The following is an 18,798-nucleotide window of genomic DNA, read 5'->3' on the forward strand; positions in this document are numbered from 1 at the left end:
CAAGGTGGGTACGACGAAGATCGACCGGGCGCGGGTGGCCGACACCGCGCTGCGGCTGCTGAACGAAGTGGGCCTCGACGGGCTCACCCTGCGTGCCATCGCCAAGGAGCTGGACGTCAAGGCGCCCGCGCTCTACTGGCACTTCAAGGACAAGCAGGCACTGCTCGACGAGATGGCCACGGTGATGTACCGCCGGATGCTCGACGAGGATCTGCCGGGCCCGGCCCCGGACCGCTGGCAGGACCAGCTGGTCGCGTACCACAGCGCCCTGCGCGCCGTGCTGCTGCGCTACCGGGACGGGGCGAAGGTGTACGGCGGTGCGAGGTTCACCGGCACCGACCATGCCGACGGCCTGGAGGCCCATCTGCGGACCATGGTCGACGCCGGCTTCGAACTCTGGCAGGCCGTCCGGGCGGGCACCACCGCGTACGCGTACACGATGGGCTTCGTCAGCGAGGAGCAGGGCGTCCACCCGATGCCGGGCGAACGGCGGGACGGCTACGACATCGGCGAGCGCGCCGAGCGGATGGTGCAGTACCCGCTCGCCGCCGCGGCCGGCGCCGAGATCTTCGCCCACTACGAGGAGCGGTTCGAGGACGGCCTGCGGCTGATCGTCGCAGGGATCGAGGCGCGGTACGGGGTGCGCTGATCGGTGGTCAGGCCGGGCGGCCCGACCCGCCCGTCAGGGATCGGCGCAGCAGCGGGGTGCACCACCGCTCCACGTACCGGTGCAGCAGCCACGCCAGCCCCAGCATCAGCGCCACCGTGAGCACCGCCGTCACCCCCGCCGGGATGCCGAGCCGCCGGTGCAACGCGCTCACGGCCACCCACCCCAGATGTTCATGGACGAGATAGAAGGGGTACGTCAGCGCTCCCGCGACTGTCAGCCAAGGGCGGTCGAAGCGGGCGAGGCCGCCGAGGGCGATCGCGGCGACCGCGGCGAACCCGGCGGTCACGATCACGATGATGACCAGCGATGAGCGGTACGAGAAGTCGTGCGGACCCGCCGGATGCCACAGGTCGGCCACCGCGTAGTGCTGGCCGAGCAGCCAGCTGACCCCGACGATGCCCCAGGCCGTGGCGTCCCGCCGGTTGCGGTGGACCAGGTACAGCCCGATGCCGCCGATGAAGAAGGGGGCGTACTGGGGCATCAGTACGACGTCGGCCAGTGGCTCGCCGGATGCCTTGCCGAGCGCCGCGGCCAGCGTCCACGCGGCGCAGAACAGCACGATCCGTCGCCTGCTGGCCCCCGGCAGCACCACGCACACGGCGAACAGGGCGTAGAAGCGGATCTCCGCCCACAGCGTCCAGCACACCCCGAGCACCCGGTCCACACCGAGCGGTTGCTGCAGCAGCGTCAGGTTCACCAGCGCATCGCTGGGTGAAACCGCCTTGTAGGCGACCGCGGGCAGCGCGAAGACCAGGGTCACCAGAAGGACGGCCGCCCAGTACGCGGGCAGCAGCCTGGCCGCCCGCGAGGCGAAGAACGAGGCCAGGGAGCGGCCCCAGCCGCTCATGCAGATCACGAAGCCGCTGATGACGAAGAAGATCTGCACCCCGAGGCAGCCGTAGGCGAACCAGGTGTGGGTGGTGGGGAACAGGGAAGCGGCGGAGGTTCCCCACGCCTTGGTGATGTCGCCGCCCCGGCCGCCGTAGTGGTAGGCGGCGACCATCAGCGCGGCGACCAGCCGCAGACCGTCCAGAGCGCGCAGCCGGGGCCCGGTGCGCACCGGCCGGCGGTCCTGGGCAGGCAGGGGCAGCGGTGACGACGGGCGAGCCGGCGCCGGCGTCGGGGCGACAAGTACCCGTTCGACGGTCCTGCCCGGATTCTCCGGAATGATGGTCACGGCCTTCCCTTCCCACAGTGGCGAAGGGTCAGGTTAGGCCGCTCCGAGGCCCCGAAACGGACGAGAGGGGAGCAGTTTCCCGTGCTGACAGAGCGAGTTCATCTTGCGGCCGCTCAGGTTTCTTAACGTGCAACGGAACCTCAAACGGTTGCCGAACATCTGTCCCCTCCATACGCCCCTTCCCCCCACGGGCACCAGACGCTTGGAGCGCCATGACGAAAGCCCGCACCCGTTGGCCACGGCAGCGTGACGCGGAGGACTCGGTCCCGCCCGAAGGCGGCACGTCCCACCTCGCCACCGTCCGGCCGACGGAACTGGAGACCTGCCTGCGCGCCTGCGCCGCGCACAGCGGGAAGCTGGTCGCTGGGCTCGACCGGCGGCGTACGGCGCTCGCGGAGGCCCTGCGGAACCTGCTGGCCACTCACGCCACCATGGAGCAGGCGTCCTCCGCGGCCTCCCCGATCCCGCTGCTGCGGCGCCCCGCCAAGGGCGGTTCGGGCTCCGCTCTGGTGCTCGGCGACAAGCTGCTCGACCCGCTGCTCGCGGTCGGCAACAAGGCGCTGGACTGCGGTTACGAGGACGAGCTGAAGCTTGCGGTCCTCATCACGGACACCGTGCTGACCCAGCGCAAGCGCTCCCGGGCGGGCTGGCGGCTGCGGGCCCGGACCCTGGAGGCGATGGGCGCGGAGACCGCCGCCGTCGAGGCGTACGAGTGCTACCTCGACCTCACCGACGAGGACGGCTTCGGGGTCGCGGCGAAGACGGCCGGGCTGCGGGTGGGCGCGGAGCGCCAGAGCGAGCTGCTGCGGAAGCTGGAGCGCGACTGCCCCGAGGCCGCGGCCTTCACCGGCCGGTCCGTCACCGAGTCCTGGGCCGAGGGCCTGGCGCTGCACGGGCGGGGAGACTGGAACGAGGCACGGCCCCGGCTGATCGGCGCACTTCTGACCCAGGACCGTGCCGGTGCGCCGGTGCCGGAGATCCAGGAGGCCCTGGCCCAGTACCTCGGCCTCGTGATGGAGGTCGGCGGCGCGGCGGGCAGCGGCGGCAGTCGCCGTGACAATGCGGGCGCCGGCGACCTCGCCCTTCTCACGGACCTCATCGCGCTCTACGCCGAGCAGCGCCGGAGCCGGATGCGCGGCCCGATCGGCGACCCCACCTTCGGCGGCGTCGAATGGACCACGCTCGGTGAGTTCCGTAACCGCATCGCGGGCAAGTCGATCTGCCTGATCGCCAACTCGCAGCGCGTCGGCACCGGTTCGATGGGCGCCGAGATCGATGGGTACGACCTGGTCGTCCGCTTCAACTCGTACAAGATCGACCCGTCGGCGACCGGCAAGCGCACCGACATCCACGCCACCATCCACAAGCACGGCTTCAACTGGGACCAGAAGGTCCACACCCGGCTGGTCTTCGGCGGGGTCTCCGGCGACTGGAAGTACTCGCTGCGCAACCGGCTGGTGCCGGGCGCCCAGCAGTACCTCGGCGACGAGTCGCTGCGCTGGCCGCTGCGCGACATCGGCAAGGTCCGCGCGGATGTCTGGCCGGCCATCCCCACCAGCGGCTTCAACATGCTGTGGCTGCTGGACTACCTGGACGTCAGCACGCAGCTCGACCTGATCGGCTTCGACTTCTACGAGAGCGGCGCCTACCGGCTGCCCGCCGCGATGAAGATGCCCATCACCTCCGTGCACGAGTACACCAGCGAAAAGGCGTGGGTCATGGAACGCGCCCAGAGCGTCACCGATATGAGGATCCGACTGCGATGACGACGACGCCCACTACGACCGACGCGCCCGCACCACAGGCCCCCGCCCCCACGAACGCGCTCACCGGCAAGCGCCGCGTCGCCTTCGCGAGCTTCGTGGACGAGAACTACCTGCCCGGCTTCCTCGCCCTGCTGCGCAGCCTCGCCCTGTCCAACCCGGCGGTCTGCGAGGACTTCATCGTCCTGCACGACGGGCTGCGCCCCGCATCCGTCGCACAGATCCGGGCGCTGCACCCGCGCATCGACTTCCGCCGGGTCGACGCCGAGCACTACGACACGTACGCCAAGGGTGACCAGGACAACTACCTGGTGCGCAAGGCGTACTTCATCCTCGATGTGTTCCGGGTGCGCGACTACGACACCGTGATCACTCTGGACACCGACATGGTGGTCCTCGACGATCTGGGCGAACTGCTGAAGCTGCGCGACGGTCTTGCCGCCGTTCCTCAGTTCTTCTACGGGCAGCACAAGCTCAACAGCGGGCTGCTGGTCATCCAGCGCGAGTATCTGAGCGACGAGTTCTGCGCGAAGATCGACGACGTCGGCCGCAAGGGCACCTACGAACTCGACAAGCACGACCAGGGCATCCTGAACGCCGTGCTCGACGGCGACTTCGTCCAGCTCGACGCCCGCTACAACTTCGTCAAGCGGCGGCTCTCCGGGGACCTTCCGGTGCCCGACACCACCGCGATCCTGCACTTCACCGGGCGGCACAAGCCCTGGCAGGGTGGCGAGGCCGGCTACGGCCTCGCCGAGGACCGCTGGCGCGCATTCGAACTGTCCGACGCCGAGTTCCACGCCGCGTACCTGGCGCTGCCCGGCGCCAAGCACCACGACCTGCTGGTGCACTACGGCACCGCTCACGTCCGGCGCACCGCCGACCCCGAGAGCGCCCGCCGGGTCGCCGCCGCGCACATCGGCGCCGGTGAGTACCAGGAGGCGGCCGACCTGCTCGGCGGGGTCCGGATCCCCGTCGACGAGGCCTGGTCGCACGAGGTGCTCGGCCACGCGCTGATGAGCGTCTCCCGCTACGAGGAGGCCCGCGCCCAGCTCCTGCTGGCCGGCGCCGCCCCCAACCGGGCCGCGACCGCCTTCTCACGCCTCGCCCAGATCGCCTGGATCCACGGCGACGACGACGCCGCCGCGCAGTACGCCCTCGACGGGCTCGGCGTCGACCCGACCCACCGGGCGAACCGGCTGATGTACAAGCGCACCAAGGACGTTCCGGCCCCTGCCGAGGGACCGGCCGCCGAGCAGCTCGCACACGTCGCCTTCTACATGGACCGGCAGGGCAACGCCGGGGACAAGCTGCTCCCGGAGAGCGTCCGGCTGGCCTTCGGCCGCGACACCGGCCCGGCCCGCTGGCACTCCGTCCACGCCCACCGGCTCTTCGACGAGGCCGCACTGGAACGGGTCAATGCCCGCCGCGGACTGGTCATCGGCGGTGGCGGCCTCTTCATCCCGGACACCGCGCCGAACGGCAACAGCGGCTGGCAGTGGAACGTCCCCGACGAACTGCTGGAGCGGATCGACGTCCCCGTCATGGTGTACGCGGTCGGGTTCAACGCCTTCGACGGCCAGGCGTACGGCCACGGCCGGGACCGGTTCCTCTCCTCGCTGCGGAAGCTGGTGGAGCGTTCCTCGTTCTTCGGGCTGCGCAACCACGGCTCGATCGAGAAGGTCCGCGAGCTGCTGCCGACGTCGCTGCACGACAAGGTCCGCTTCCAGCCCTGCCCGACCACGGTCACCCGGCAGCTGGTGGACGGCTGGACCGACCCCGTGCAGCGCGAGGACACCGTGCTGATCAACGCCGCGTACGACCGGTCCGGGCTCCGCTTCGGCCACGACTACGAGCACTTCCTCGCCGAGATGGCCACCGCGGTGAAGGGGCTCGGCAAGTACGCCGAGGTGCAGTGCGTGGCCCACTCGCTGGACGACGAGCGGATCGCCTTCGACCTGCGGCGGGAGCACGGCATCTCGCTGCCGGTGATTCCGATGTACGACTTCGAGAACGACGAGATCCGTGACACGTACGCCCGGACCAAGCTGGTCATCGGCATGCGTGGGCACGCGGGCATGATCCCGTTCGGCTGCGGTACGCCGATCATCAGCCTGATCTCGCACCCGAAGATGGCGTACTTCCTGTCCGACATCGAACGGCCCGAGTGGGGTATCTCCGTCCATGACCGGCACCTCGGGGCGCGGCTCGTGGAGCGGGCGGCCGGGCTGCTGGACGACCATGCGGCGACGGTGGCCGATGTGCACGGGCGGCAGCAGGAACTGTGGAAGGTCACCGAGGCGAACGCGGCGGACCTCCGTGTGATCCAGGGAGGCGTGCGCGTCTGACGGCACGACGAAGGGGGCGGGGCGCCGACCAGGCACCCCGCCCCCTTCTCCTTGCCGTCGATCGCCGGGCGGGCCCGAAGCCCGCCCGGCGATCGAGGAGGCAGTCGCCCCGGTCAGCCGGCCCGGTCGCCGGTGGCCGCGCGGCCGCCTACCGCCGCACAACCCTCCGCAACGACTTCGCCCGCCGCGCGACCCTGCGCACCGCGGCATTCCGCGGCAGGAACGCGAACTGCGCGGGCACCCCGCCGGGCAGACCCAGCGACGTCAGCCGCTTGCGCTTGAAGTAGCGCCAGGTCGTGGCCGTGAGATGCGCGGAGAGATACCGCTCCGCGGCCGACCGCAGCTGCGGATAGATCTTCGGCTGCATCGTGAAGCCGACCGCGGTGATCAGTTCGTTCAACTCGGCCGGCTCCACCGCAACCGCCTCCGTGACCGCGCCCCGGTCGCCGAGGTCCGGCACCACCGCGTCCACCAGCGTGACCGGGACCCGGTTGCTGTTCTCGAACGGGGACAGCCGGTCCAGCAGCGTCTCCGTACCGACCCGTGCCACCGGCAGTCCGTAGAACGCGGACGCCGTGAGCAGCGCGGTCGAGAAGCAGCCGACGACCAGCGCCGGCCGCATCCGCTGGTACAGCACCTCGGCGAGGACCGGCGCGGTCAGCACCCCCGAGTCCAGCACGGTCAGCTCCGCGCCGAGTTTCGCCGCCTCCGTCTCCATGGCCTGCGACCACTGGGCCGGGGCCGTCGGATGCGGCTTGAACACCAGACGGGTATGGCCGAGTCCGACCGCGCCGCGCATCATCCGCAGGTGCAGCTTCTCCTCCTCCGCCGCGCTGATCAGGCCGAGCGCGGAGAGGTACTGGCCGAGCAGCAGCGCGGGTGCGTCCACGGACGGCACGCTCGCCGCGACATCGTGGGCGTCGCCCAGTTCACCGAGCACCTTGAGGAACGCCTCGGTCGGCACGATCTGCGACGTCACGCCGAACTCCGTGAGCAGCAACGGCTTCAGCCCCGACACGAGGTCGAGGTGGAGCAGCCGCCGCACCCGGGTGCCGATCAGCGGGTCGATCTTGTTCCTGGTCGGGCCGTAGCTCATCAGCCCGTCCGCGTACACATCGATCGGTACGCCGGTGAAGATCTCGGCGATCGCCATCGCCGGGTTGACCTGGATCGACTCGATGGCGATCTCGATGTCGTCGTCGCCGAGTCCCCAGGCGAGGCGCAGATGCCGTTGCCACAGCGGAACGTCGTCGGGGCGCGGGGCCCAGCCGCTCGGGTGGTGGGGGGCGATGGTCGCGTTCCACGACACGACGTCGTCGAACCGGCCGCGCAGCGCGTCGAACCCGGGCATCGCGTCGACGGCGGGTGTCGTCTCCGGGATCGCCGCGTTGTTGGAGACGAGCAGGATGCGGCGGTCCGCGTCCGCGAAGGCGCCCGCGTCCAGGGCGGCGGCGAGCGTGGCCGCGCCGTAGAGGGTGGAGGCGAAGAAGATCTGTGTCGTACGGGTCCGGCTGCTGCTCATGCGGCCGCCACCTCCTTCGCGGTGACGGGGCGGCGGCGCAGCCGGCGCAGCAGGGTCGCGCGCTGCAGGTCCATCGAGTCGAGGGCGTCGTCCAGCACGTCCTGCGGCATCCGCTTGAGCGCTCCGGCGCTCATCGACTTCAGGGCACGGGCCACAGAAGGTTCGAACCTTTCCATCGAACTCATGTGATGCGAAATGATCGCGCAATAGGTACGGACCGCTTTCGGCAGGAGTGCCTGCGCATCGCGGTCCGCCGCTGTTTCCCGTACGACTTGGTCAAATGAGCGAATGAAATCGAGCTGGCGCACGTCGCCGATCTGGGTCAGTGACGAGGCGACGCCACGCCGGTAGAAAATGCCGAGAAGCCCCAGCACCGCAAAGGAATCCGCCTCGCGGTGCAGCCGCCAGATCCACGGCCGGTCCTCGGCGGTGCGCAGACCGTCCGTGAAGTGCAGCAGCCCGCGGTCCAGGAGCCGGCGGTGGTAGAGACCCGCCCAGGCGTACGGATAGTCGACCGAGGTGGTGCGCCCGGCGGGCAGGATCGCGTCCCGCGGGTCCATGACCTCGCCCCTGCGGCCGTGCGGGACACGGTGGACCGTACGGGTCCTGCCGTCGGCCTGGACATGGTCGGTACGGACGAAGTCGCAGCCCAGCGCCTCGGTGCGGGCGAGCAGGTCGGCGTAGAAGCCGGGGGCGAGCCAGTCGTCGCCGTCAAGGAAGGCGAGGTACTCGCCGCGAGCCGCGTCCAGACCGGTGTTCCGGGCGGTGGCCAGTCCGCCGTTCTGCTTGTGTCTGCGTACGACCACCCCCGGAATCTCGTCCTCGGCGCGGCGGAGTATGTCCGCGGTCCCGTCGGTCGAACAGTCGTCGACGAGGATGAATTCGAAGTCCTCGCGGGCGTTGGCCCGCAGGCTTCTCAGGGTGTCGGGAGCGTATGTCTGCACGTTGTAGAACGGCACGATTACGGAGAGCTTAACCACCCTTGACACGCTAGGGGGGCGCTCGTCATTTGCCCTGGCCCCAGGAGGGACGGCAGGTGAACGACGAATGTCGGAATGGTGAACCGGTCCGAATCCGAGAGGATTACGGGGCATTTGTGGAGCTGATTCGCCAACAGTCGGTGGGCTGTTAACCATCTGTTGCCGCCACGTTGGGCCGCCAATCGAAATGCCTTCCTAACTTCTAGGACGTGCCCCCACGTACCAGCAAGACGACGGCGCTCCGGGTAGCCGTACTCGCCGACTCGGACACCCGGTGGAAATGGGGCGCGCTCACCGCGCGCCGCCTCACCACCGGGGCCCCGGACGCGCCCCCGGCAGCGGACCGGCCGGTCGAGATCACCGGACTGCTGCTGCGCGGCCGTGCGACCCCGACCCCGCGCCAGCTCGCCGAGGTCGGCGACGTAGGGATCGAGACCGGCCGGGTGCGCGAGGTGACGGCCGTCGAGTTCCTGGACACCGTGCGGAACGAGGGGTACGACACAGTGGTCCTCGCCCTGGTCGGCGGCGCCGTCCAGGCGATGCTGCACGGCCTCGCCGCCCTGCGGCTGGCCGCCAGGCCTGTCGTCGTCACCGGCTATGTCGGTGTCGTCTACGAGAAGCTCGCCGACGGGCTGCTGCTGCGACACGGGGCGGACGTCGTCCTCGCCAACTCCCGACACGACGCGGAGCGTTTCCGCGCGGTGTACGAAGGAGTGGGCGCCGACGCCTCGGCCGTCACGGAGGCCGCACTGCCGTTCCTCGGCGGCGCGCCGCACCGGCGGCAGGAGGGCCGCGACACGGTCGTGTTCGCAGCCCAGCCCTCCGTACCGGCCTCCCGTGCCGACCGGACGTACCTGCTGCGCCGGCTCGTCGAGCACGCCAGGCTGCACCCCGACCGCGAGGTGCTGCTGAAGCTGCGCTCCAAGCCGGGTGAGCACACCACGCACATCGAAGAACTTCCGTACCAGCGGCTCGCGGAGAAGCTTCCCGGCGGGCTGCCGCCCAACTTCAGCCTGGTGTACGGGCACATGGGCGAGGTCCTCGACCGCACCGACCTGTTGGTCACGGTCTCCTCGACCGCCGCGCTGGAGTCCCTGCACCGGCGCATCCCGACGGCGATCCTCACCGACCTCGGCGTCCGCGAGACCCTCGGCAACCACCACTTCATCGGCTCGGGCCTGCTCACCTCGTGGGACCGGCTCGACGGCGGCTCCCATCCGGAGCCCGACGAGAAGTGGCTGGCCGGCCAGGGTGTCGCCGCCGACGGCACGTACGACACGGCCTACGACACCGCTCGCGCCCGCGTCGACGCGCTGCTGGCCGAGCACCGCCTTCCCGACCTCACTCCGTACTACACACCCGCCACCGCCCCCGGCTACCTCCCCGGCATCCTCGCCCGCCACCACCTGGCCCCGGACGGGCACCCGCTGCCGGGCGCCGCGGCGCCGCGCGAGACCGGCGGGGTGCGGGGCGCGGTCCGCGACGCCGTCCGGGAGGCGGCGCGGGGGGCGTACCGGCAGGGAGTCCAGCGGGTCGCCCCCGTGATCCGGCGGATGGGCGAACTGTGAACACCACTTCAGGAGCAGAGATGACCCCGACCCCGACCGTGCTCGCCGTGATTCCCGCCCGCGGCGGATCCAAGGGCGTCCCGGCCAAGAACATCGCCCAGGTCGGCGGCATACCGCTGGTCGCCCGCGCGGTGCAGGCCTGTCTCGGGTCGAGCGAGGTCACCGACGTCGTCGTGACGACCGACGACGTGGCCATCGCCGCCGCCGCACGGGCCGCGGGTGAAGCGCTGGGGGCCTCCGGACGGCTGCACTGCGTGCAGCGTCCCGCAGCCATCGCGGGCGACAAGTCGAGCAGCGAGGACGCGGTGCTGCACGCCCTCGACGCGTACGAGGCGATGCACGACCGCACCGTCGACGTGGTGCTGCTGGTCCAGTGCACCAGCCCGTTCCTCACTCGCGAGGACATCGACGGCGTGGCCGCGGCGGTCGCTCGCGAAGGCGCCGACACGGCCGTCACCGTGGCCCCCTTCCACGGCTTCATATGGCGCGACGGCACCGCCGTCGAGGACCACGCCTACGGCGTCAACCACGACAAGGGCGTCCGGCAGATGCGGCAGGACCGCCCCGAGGACCTGCTGGAGACCGGCGCGGCGTACGCGATGAACGTCGCCGGCTTCCGTACCCACCGCCACCGCTTCTTCGGCGACACCGCGCTGGTCCGCACCGACCCCGCCCGGGTCCTGGAGATCGACGACCCGCACGACCTGGCCCGCGCCCGCGCCCTCGCGCCGCTCCTCGACCCGTCGCCGCTGCCGACCCGCGACGACATCGACGCGGTCGTCCTCGACTTCGACGGCACCCAGACCGACGACCGCGTCCTCATCGACGCCGACGGACGCGAGATCGTCGCCGTCCACCGCGGCGACGGCCTAGGCATCGCGGCCCTGCGCAAGTCCGGGCTCGACCTCCTCATCCTGTCCACCGAGCAGAACCCGGTCGTCGCCGCCCGAGCCAACAAGCTCAGGATCCCCGTCCTGCACGGCATCGACCGCAAGGACCTCGCGCTCAAGCAGTGGTGCGACGAGCAGGGCATCGCGCCCGAGCGGGTGCTCTACGTCGGCAACGACGTCAATGACCTGCCCTGCTTCGCCCTCGCCGGCTGGCCCGTCGCCGTCGCCAGCGCCCACGACTCGGTACGCGCCGCGGCTCGCGCCGTCACGACCACCCCCGGCGGCTTCGGTGCCATCCGCGAAATCGCGGCCTGGCTGCTCGGCCCCACTCTCACAAACCACCAGTCCACCCCCACCAACAACACCACCAAGTAAGGAAACACCCTCATGAGCACCTCCCGCCTGCGCACCCTCGGCACCAGCACCGCCGGCCCCGGTCAGCCCGTCTACATCACCGGCGAGATCGGCATCAACCACAACGGCGACCTCGACAACGCCCTCGCGCTGATCGACGTGGCCGCCGAGGCCGGCTGCGACGCCGTCAAGTTCCAGAAGCGCACCCCGGAGATCTGCACCCCGCGCGACCAGTGGGACATCGAGCGCGACACCCCCTGGGGCCGGATGACGTACATCGACTACCGCCACCGCGTCGAGTTCGGTGAGGCCGAGTACCAGGCCATCTCCGACCACTGCGCCAAGCGCGGCATCGACTGGTTCGCCTCCCCGTGGGACACCGAGGCCGTCGCCTTCCTCGAGAAGTTCGACGTCCCCGCCCACAAGGTCGCCTCGGCCTCGCTGACCGACGACGAGCTGCTCCGCTCGCTGCGCGCCACCGGCCGCACGATCATCCTCTCCACCGGCATGTCGACCCCGCGCCAGATCCGCCACGCGGTCGAGGTCCTCGGCAGCGACAACATCCTGCTCTGCCACGCCACCTCGACGTACCCCGCGAAGGCGGAGGAGCTGAACCTGCGCGTCATCAACACCCTCCAGCAGGAGTACCCGAACGTCCCGATCGGCTACAGCGGCCACGAGACCGGCCTCCAGACGACCCTCGCCGCCGTCGCCCTCGGCGCCGCGTTCGTCGAGCGTCACATCACCCTCGACCGCGCCATGTGGGGCTCCGACCAGGCCGCCTCGGTCGAGCCGCAGGGCCTCACCCGCCTCGTCCGCGACATCCGCACGATCGAGGCCTCCCTCGGTGACGGCGTCAAGAAGGTGTACGAGTCCGAGCTCGGCCCGATGAAGAAGCTCCGCCGCGTCGCGGGCGTCGTCGCCGAGGCGGCCCCGGCCGCCGAGCCGGCCGCGGTCTGACGGGCCGACCGGTGAACCTCGCCTTCGTCGAGAGCCCGGTCCAGCTCCTGAACGTCCTGGAGTGGGCCTACACAGAGGGAGGCGACGACCTGGTCCGTTCGGACATGACGGTCGTCGTCCTCCCCCCGGTCGACCCGATGTCGCGCGGTCAGCTGCGCCGGATGGTGGAGCTGGCCCGCGACGAAGGCGCCACTGTGCGCTGGCAGGAGGCGCGCGGCGGCGCGGGTGGGCCGCTGAAGACCCTGCGCGCACTGACGGGACTGCTGCGCAGGGCGGACCGGATCGTGATCGGCGACCCGTTCTCCCGCTATGTGCAGCTGCTCCTCACGATGGTCCGCGCCCGCCGCCTCACGGTGGTCGACGACGGCACGGCCACGATGGAGTTCGTCGCCCAACTGGCGCGCGGCGAACGGCTGGTGCGCTGGCACCGGCGCGGCAGCTCCGGCGCGCGCGATCTGGTCCTGGCCCCGGTCACGGCCACCGCCCGCCGCCGGTTCACCCCGTCGAGGACCCGTACGGTCGAGGTATTCACAGCGATGCCGGTCGAGGCTCCGGCCGGCATCACGGTCACCCCCAACACCTTCGCCTGGACCCGTGCCCGCTTCGGTCCGCCGCTGCTCACCCGGGGCGCGGATCTGGTCGGCACATCCCTGGTCGAGACGGGCGTCATCGACCAGGAGCAGTACCTGGAGGCGGTCTCCGCCCTGGCCCGGACCCACGGTGCGACCCGCTACTTCGCCCACCGCCGGGAGTCCGCCGAGAAACTCCACGCCCTGGAAGCCGCCACCGGCCTGGAGATCGTCCGCCCGGACCTCCCTCTGGAACTCATCGCCCGCCGCGGCCCGATCGGCCGCACGGTCCTGAGCTTCCCGTCCACGGTCGTCCACACACTGCCACTCGCACTGGTCGGCACGGAGGTCAAGGTCGCGGTCTGCGACATCGCCCCGGAATGGCTGCGGGACACGGCTTCGCCGCGCGCGCAGGGATTTCTGAGCGGAGTCACGGAGACGGCGCGCGACGTACAGCGGCTTGCCCCGTGGCGGGCGACGGCGGTGACGAAGGCGTAGCGCCGACGGGGCATCCGAGGCGCACCGCCCCGTTCTCCGACAAGGACGCGCTGGTGCTCGTCCTCAATGCCCCGGTGTCATACCGGAGGTCGCGGAATCGTTCGACCAACTGAGTCTCTCCTGCGGACTCGCCACGAACAAGCCGGAGCCACGTGCTTTCGCGCAGTCTCTCCACGGCGTCGGCCGCACCGGAGGAATCCCTTTTCGTCGATGAGTCGCCGATCCGCAGGCTGCCGGGAAACTCCGGATCACGGCAATGCGTTTCCGCTGTGCGGTCCACCGCGAGGGGCATGGGAGCCCGTGCGTGCGGTGTGAGCTGACGGGTTTCCTCCCGGGACCGGCCATTTCCGGCGATCCGGTCCGCACTTCCTGCGCGCCTCCGTGCACGCCTCCCGGGACCGCGGACCGGCGCCGCAAGCGCTACCGCCCGGTGCGGGTGAGGTCCATCGTCCAGTTCGTCTCCCAGCTCGCCCCGTCGTCCGCGGAGAACCGCTGGGTCCAGCGGGCGGAGTGCTCCGTGATGTCCGACCAGACGAAGTGGACGCGGACAGGGCGCCCCTTGTGGGTGTCGTCGCCGTGGAAATCGCCGCGTCCGTCGCTGAAGCCGCCGGTCACCGGGGGAAGCAGGGCACCTGTCGTGGTGTCGGCCCAGTGCAGGCTCCACTGCCCGGACGAAGGGTCGTAGAGGCGCAGCGTCACCCCGCGGAAGTCCTTGGTGGGGAAGTGGATCTCGTCGACGTTGCCCATTCCGCCGAGAACCGGGCGGATCACCGCGTGCCCCGGGAATTCGTCCCAAGCGGTGGAGCCGGTGAAGAGTTCGGACAGGCGTCGGTTCGCCACGTCCCAAGTGCCGTGGAGGAAATCGAAGTCATGCATGGCGCCATCATCGCCGGATGCGGCGGTGATCCGCGCGCGCCCGCCGGCGGTTCGCACGTGTTCTCCCGTGACGGGTGAAACGATCCGGCCCTGCGCTCTAGAATTCGTCCGCCGAGCAACTTGAGCTACAAAATAGCCTGTTCTGCGCGAGGGGGATCGCATGAGTGACAGCTTCCGTCAATACCAGTACGAACACCCCATGGGGCAGCGGTCGTTGGTCCATCTGACCACTGCCATGACGATCAACGCCTACATCGAAGAGGCGGCCAAAACGGCGACGGCCGAGATCCGCACCGCCCAGCCGGGCTGGTCCCGCTCGCCCGAGGCACTGGAACGTGCCCTGCCCAAAACCCTGGAGTGTCTGTCACGCGGAGTGCGGGTCCGGACGATCTACCAGCATGTCGCGCGCTTCAACGAACCGATGAAGGAGTACGTCCGTCGTGGCGCCGAACTCGGCGTCGAAGTACGGACGGTGGCCGACTCGCACTTCGACCGCATGGTGATCGTCGATTCCACGGTGGCCGTCGTGTCCACGTCCGCCGAGCACAGCAGTGCGTGCGCGATCACGGACCCGGGAGTGGTGGGATTCCTGACCGACGTCTACGACCGGGCCTGGTCGCACGGGAAGCCGTTCGTCGTCACCGGCCCGCACGCGGCCTCCACCGATGTGGTGCCGGAGATCCGCCGGCGCATCAAGCACCTGCTGATGGCCGGTCACAGTGGTTCGTACATTGCCCGCCGGGTCGGCCTGCGCAAGCGCGCCTACGACAACCACGTCGCCGCCATCAAGGCCGAGCTGCATGCCTCCAACCTGGTCCAGTTAGGTGTCATGCTCGCCACGAACCAGGAGCGGGAAACGGAGGCAGACCCGGGGACGGACGAGAGGCTGCACCGAGCAGAAGGCGAGTAGCCTCCCTGCTCGCCGCCAGAGCCGTCTTCACCGCTCCGCCGCTTCCTCCGGTGAAGGTGAACAGCCCTTCACCGGAAGAGACCGCCCGCAGCGTGACGCCCGGTGTGTCGTGGTAGCAGTCCACCGCCGCGACACACCGCACCCCCACGGCCGCGGGCCTCAGTGCAGACGGTCCGGTTCCGGGCAGCCGGGTCCGGACCGCGTCGAGCAGGCGTTCCGCACCGTCCCGGTCCACGACGGCGGCCGAGGGCCGCACATCCCACCGGTCGGTGGGCACCCCCAGGATTCCGGTTCCGGGCCCGGTCGGCCTGCCGTACAGTCCCGAGGTCTCGTCGACGAACACGCCCAGGCCGTCCGGCCACCCGGTGAAACGGGTGTACTCGATCTGCTTGGTGCGGTATCCCGTCCCGTCCAGCCCGCTGCGCGCGAGCAGCGCAGGCGTCCACGGGCCGGTGGCCAGCACGACCATCTCGTACCCGATCGGGGTGCCACCCACCGGACACACGGACGGCGCCGCGTCGACGCGCGCCACATCGCAGGCGAGGCGGTTCACTGCGGTGACCGGAAGCCTGGCCAGCACCGCATCCCGCAGCCGGTCCGGTGACACATGGCCGGCCCGCCGCTCCACGACGGCGTAGCTGCCCCGCGGCAGCCCGCGGAACGGAAACATCCGCGATATCCCGGCCAGGTCCACCAGTTCGGCCTGACCGGGCAGTACCGCTTCGACGGCCCGCAGCGACGCGTCGGCGTCCGCGCCGGGCGAGCGCACCACCACCGAGCCCACCTCGCGGAACTCGGCCCAGTCGCGCAGGGCCGCGTCCGAGCGGAGTTCGGCGAGACCCAGCGCGGCGAGCGCGCTGTCGCGCGGCGACGTCTCGAACGCCCGGACCATCCCGCCGGAGCTGCTCGTCGCATCCCGGTCCCGCCTGCGCGGGGACCCCGTCCAGAGATCGATCCGGGGGCGCTCCCCGTCCCGGGGCACCGTGGCGAGCCGCCAGGCCAGCAGTGCGCCCAGAAGACCCCCGCCGACCACCGCGATACGCATTGCCGTCTCGTCTCCCTTCGTCCGCCCGCAGCGGCGGAACTACGCGGTACGGCTGAAGTCCATGATCCAGTTGAGTTCCCAGGTGGCGCCGCCGTCGACCGAGAACGCCTGCTCCCAGCGTGCCGACCCAGGGGAGATTCCGGACCAGACGAACCGGACGAGCACCGGTGTGCCCGCGTACTCGTCGTCCCCGTAGAACTCGCCCCACCCGTCGCGAAAGCCGCCCTGCACCGGCGGGAAGAGCCGGCCGTCCGCGCTGGTGGCCCAGTTCAGCGTCCAGACATCACGGACCGGGTCGTACAGCCGCAGCGTCAGCCCGCTCACCCCGTCGTCCGGGTAGTGGATCTCCTCGATGTTGGCGGCGCCGCCGAACAGCGGGCGCACCGAGGCCGAGGAGAGGAATTCCTCCCAGTCGTCCGCGTCGGCCAGCCGGGTCTTCAGCCGGCGGTTGGCGATGGTCCACTCGCCGTGCAGGAACGCGAAGTCGTCAGCGGGCATCGATGGCCGCCCTGACCAGGTTCACCAGGTCGACCGCGGTGTGCTGGGTGTGCAGCTCCCGCAGGTCGATCTCGATCCCGAACTCGCTCTCCAAGGCCACCAGCGCCTCCAGCGTGGCCATGCTGTCCCAGTTGTAGGTGGCCAGGACCGGCTCGGCGGCCAGCTCCTCGGGGGAGGCATTCAGTACTCCGCCGAGAATGTCCATCACCTGCGCGGCGACGCGGGCCTCGCTGCCGGACTCGGTCTCAGTGCTCATCGTTCGTCTTCCTTCTTCCGTGAGGTGAGGGTGATCCAGTCGGGGGCGGCCGGTGTCAGCGCATCCAATGCGCGGGCGAACGACCTGGTGCCGTCCGGCGCCGCGTCATCCACCGGCAGCAGGCCGGCCCGCTCCCAGGTGTCGGCCGCCATGCCGTTCTTCGCGGACGGCACGAAGTCGGCGGTGATCCGCCGGGCGCCCGCGGCCGCGGCCCGGCCGAAGATCCAGTCGGTGACGGCCAGTTCCACACCGCGGCCGAGCACCCGGCAGCTGAGCACCAGGTTCAGCACCCGCCACTCCTCGGCCCCGCACTCGACCCAGGCGGCGCCCACCGGGCCTTCGTCGCCGAACCGGTCCTCGACGGAGAAGCACGCCACCAGATGGTCGGCCGACTCCCGCATCGTGTGCGTGGCGGCCTCGTCGAATCGGATGTTGGTCAGGTTGAACTGGTTGGTACGGGCCGCGAGCTGGGCGATCCGGCCGGTGGTGAACGCCGTCGCCTCCGCGGCCATGAGCCGGATGTCCAGGGCGCGCAGATAGTCGTCGGACGAGGTGAACTCACCGGAGTACTCGCTCCGCAGAGCACGCGAGCGGTACAGGGCCGGCCTGCGGTGGTCGGCCTCCGTGAGTTCCAGGACGTCGAACCAGCCCTGCCGCAGCAGGGTGTCGCTGAGGTGCGCCGGATCGCCGTCGGCCGCCAGCACCGCGATCTCCGGGAGCTCCGCGCGCACATGTTCACGCTCGTACGGCGAGTCGTCCATGAAGACGAACGCGTCGGTGGACAGGCCCAGCGACGCGGCCGCAGCTCGCAGGTTCTCCGCCTTCGCGCCCCAGTTCGCCGCCAGCACCGAGAAGGCGTCCGGCCGCAGTCGGACATCGGGGTGCTCGGTCAGGATCTCGTTCACCGGCTCCGCGTCGTTCTTGCTGGCCAGGACGAGTACGACGCCCTGGGCGCGCAGCGCCGACGCGGCCTGTTGCAGGGCCAGATAGCTGTTGCCGGGGTACAGACCACCGAGCTGGACGCCGTGCGCGCCGACCTCGCCGAGTACACCGCCCCAGAGCGTGTTGTCCGCGTCCAGCGCGAGGACCTTGCGGGACAGCCCGGACTTCGCCTGCAGGACCCGGCGCACCTCCTGGGCAAGAAGCAGCAGGGCGCTGTCCGTATACGGCATGTCCGCGTACCGGTGGAGCCGGTTGTCGCGGGCCGGAGCCGGCAGGTGTGCCAGCGCGCCGTCGAAGTCGACGCAGAGGACCCGGGACTCCTGGGCGGACAGACCGAGCAGTTCGGCGTTGAGCCGGTGCCAGGTCTGCGCCAGTGCGGCGCGGCCCCGTACCGAGATGAAGGAGTTGCGCACCTGCCGGGAGAGCGGCACGGTGTGCAGCACCAGGGTCGCGCCGGTACGGCCGAGTGCCGAGCGGACCAGGTCGAGCAGCTCGGTCAGCCGGTTCTCGACGTGGCCGGTCACTTCCTTGATGTCCCGGCCCTCCGGCACGGGTGGCAGGAAGAACTCCTCCGCGAGCAGGCAGACGACGGCATCCGGTAGCGCACCGGGGTCCGCCACTCCGGCGCCGTGCGGTGCCGCGAACGCACCGGTGGCCAGCTCCATCTCGAAGCGGCCGTACTCCCCGGTGCGGATGTCGGGACACATGCCCCCACCGACGAGCGAGGCCCGCAGCATATGGGGGAGAGCCCCCAGGGTGCCGGTACCTTGCAGCGCCACCCGGACGGGGCGCAGGCCGGCGGTATCGGGGGCGAGGCCCTTCAGGAGGGTGCCGGCCCGGCGGACCACGGCGGGGTCCTCCGTGACAGCCAGCGTGAGTCGTTCCGCCGCGCCCGGGGTGCGGCCTTCGGACACTGCTTCGCGGAGTGCGTCGAGCAGACTTTTCGGGTCCATCGGGGTGTTCGCTTCCCTC

General features: G+C 70.7%; 16 protein-coding genes. 8 read left to right on the forward strand and 8 right to left on the reverse strand.

Annotated features, from left to right (window positions below; genetic code table 11):
* Nucleotides 1-4: 4 nt before the first annotated feature.
* On the forward strand, nucleotides 5-649 hold the full coding sequence (locus ACIA8E_RS16780) for a TetR/AcrR family transcriptional regulator C-terminal domain-containing protein (RefSeq protein ID WP_399298604.1): 645 nt from the start codon (nucleotides 5-7) through the stop codon (nucleotides 647-649).
* A 7-nt stretch (nucleotides 650-656) separates the two neighbouring features.
* On the opposite strand, the gene ACIA8E_RS16785 is transcribed toward ACIA8E_RS16780, so the two are convergent.
* Nucleotides 657-1,847 carry an acyltransferase family protein gene (locus ACIA8E_RS16785; protein ID WP_399298606.1) on the reverse strand — a complete coding sequence of 397 codons (1,191 nt, stop codon included), beginning with the start codon at nucleotides 1,845-1,847 and terminating at the stop codon, nucleotides 657-659.
* 212 nt (nucleotides 1,848-2,059) lie between these two features.
* Between ACIA8E_RS16785 and ACIA8E_RS16790 the strand changes: the two genes are divergently transcribed.
* Together ACIA8E_RS16790 and ACIA8E_RS16795 are read left to right on the forward strand one after the other, a co-directional pair.
* Complete coding sequence (locus ACIA8E_RS16790; protein ID WP_399298608.1) at nucleotides 2,060-3,613, forward strand: hypothetical protein; 1,554 nt, start codon at nucleotides 2,060-2,062, stop codon at nucleotides 3,611-3,613.
* Nucleotides 3,610-5,958, forward strand: a complete 2,349-nt coding sequence (locus tag ACIA8E_RS16795; protein ID WP_399298610.1) for a glycosyltransferase — start codon at nucleotides 3,610-3,612, stop codon at nucleotides 5,956-5,958. Before ACIA8E_RS16790 ends, ACIA8E_RS16795 begins: the two co-directional genes overlap by 4 nt.
* 148 nt (nucleotides 5,959-6,106) lie before the next feature.
* Here the strand turns inward: ACIA8E_RS16795 and ACIA8E_RS16800 are convergent, their stop codons facing one another.
* Both ACIA8E_RS16800 and ACIA8E_RS16805 read right to left on the reverse strand, forming a co-directional pair.
* Complete coding sequence (locus ACIA8E_RS16800; RefSeq protein ID WP_399298612.1) at nucleotides 6,107-7,480, reverse strand: polysialyltransferase family glycosyltransferase; 1,374 nt, start codon at nucleotides 7,478-7,480, stop codon at nucleotides 6,107-6,109.
* Complete coding sequence (locus ACIA8E_RS16805; RefSeq protein ID WP_030969095.1) at nucleotides 7,477-8,460, reverse strand: glycosyltransferase family 2 protein; 984 nt, start codon at nucleotides 8,458-8,460, stop codon at nucleotides 7,477-7,479. Before ACIA8E_RS16805 ends, ACIA8E_RS16800 begins: the two co-directional genes overlap by 4 nt.
* Nucleotides 8,461-8,669: 209 nt before the next feature.
* Here ACIA8E_RS16805 and ACIA8E_RS16810 point away from each other — a divergent pair, with 209 nt between their 5' ends.
* From ACIA8E_RS16810 to ACIA8E_RS16825, 4 genes are read left to right on the forward strand one after another with little or no spacing between them, the layout of a single operon-like run.
* Nucleotides 8,670-10,028 (forward strand): DUF6716 putative glycosyltransferase, encoded by a 1,359-nt coding sequence (locus ACIA8E_RS16810; protein ID WP_399298614.1) that lies wholly within the window; start codon nucleotides 8,670-8,672, stop codon nucleotides 10,026-10,028.
* Nucleotides 10,029-10,048: 20 nt separating this feature from the next.
* Nucleotides 10,049-11,293 (forward strand): cytidylyltransferase domain-containing protein, encoded by a 1,245-nt coding sequence (locus tag ACIA8E_RS16815; protein WP_399298616.1) that lies wholly within the window; start codon nucleotides 10,049-10,051, stop codon nucleotides 11,291-11,293.
* 12 nt (nucleotides 11,294-11,305) lie between these two features.
* Nucleotides 11,306-12,232, forward strand: coding sequence for an N-acetylneuraminate synthase family protein (locus tag ACIA8E_RS16820; RefSeq protein WP_399298618.1), 927 nt, complete (start codon nucleotides 11,306-11,308; stop codon nucleotides 12,230-12,232).
* Between the two features lie 11 nt (nucleotides 12,233-12,243).
* Entirely contained in the window at nucleotides 12,244-13,299 is a 1,056-nt protein-coding gene (locus tag ACIA8E_RS16825) for a hypothetical protein (protein ID WP_399298620.1), read from the forward strand.
* A gap of 420 nt (nucleotides 13,300-13,719) precedes the next feature.
* Here the strand turns inward: ACIA8E_RS16825 and ACIA8E_RS16830 are convergent, their stop codons facing one another.
* Entirely contained in the window at nucleotides 13,720-14,175 is a 456-nt protein-coding gene (locus tag ACIA8E_RS16830) for a hypothetical protein (RefSeq protein WP_399298622.1), read from the reverse strand.
* A 160-nt stretch (nucleotides 14,176-14,335) separates the two neighbouring features.
* Here ACIA8E_RS16830 and ACIA8E_RS16835 point away from each other — a divergent pair, with 160 nt between their 5' ends.
* Entirely contained in the window at nucleotides 14,336-15,085 is a 750-nt protein-coding gene (locus ACIA8E_RS16835) for a LuxR family transcriptional regulator (protein ID WP_399298624.1), read from the forward strand.
* Here the strand turns inward: ACIA8E_RS16835 and ACIA8E_RS16840 are convergent.
* Genes ACIA8E_RS16840 through ACIA8E_RS16855 form a run of 4 tightly spaced genes read right to left on the reverse strand, consistent with a single transcriptional unit; the run spans nucleotide 15,003 to nucleotide 18,779 of the window.
* The gene (locus ACIA8E_RS16840) at nucleotides 15,003-16,130 is read right to left on the reverse strand and encodes an FAD-dependent oxidoreductase (RefSeq protein ID WP_399298626.1); all 1,128 of its coding nucleotides are present in this window, start codon (nucleotides 16,128-16,130) and stop codon (nucleotides 15,003-15,005) included. The two genes, ACIA8E_RS16835 and ACIA8E_RS16840, sit on opposite strands and share 83 nt — an antisense overlap.
* A 39-nt stretch (nucleotides 16,131-16,169) precedes the next feature.
* The gene (locus ACIA8E_RS16845; protein ID WP_399298628.1) at nucleotides 16,170-16,628 is read right to left on the reverse strand and encodes a hypothetical protein; all 459 of its coding nucleotides are present in this window, start codon (nucleotides 16,626-16,628) and stop codon (nucleotides 16,170-16,172) included.
* Nucleotides 16,618-16,884, reverse strand: coding sequence for an acyl carrier protein (locus tag ACIA8E_RS16850; RefSeq protein WP_399298629.1), 267 nt, complete (start codon nucleotides 16,882-16,884; stop codon nucleotides 16,618-16,620). Before ACIA8E_RS16850 ends, ACIA8E_RS16845 begins: the two co-directional genes overlap by 11 nt.
* Nucleotides 16,881-18,779: an HAD-IIIC family phosphatase gene (locus ACIA8E_RS16855; RefSeq protein WP_399298631.1), complete on the reverse strand. Its 1,899-nt coding sequence runs from the start codon at nucleotides 18,777-18,779 to the stop codon at nucleotides 16,881-16,883. The genes ACIA8E_RS16850 and ACIA8E_RS16855 overlap by 4 nt, the downstream gene beginning before the upstream one ends.
* Between the last annotated feature and the right edge of the window lie 19 nt (nucleotides 18,780-18,798).

Origin of the sequence: Streptomyces sp. NPDC051664 (assembly GCF_044453545.1) — a bacterium.
Classification (GTDB): Bacteria; Actinomycetota; Actinomycetes; order Streptomycetales; family Streptomycetaceae; genus Streptomyces.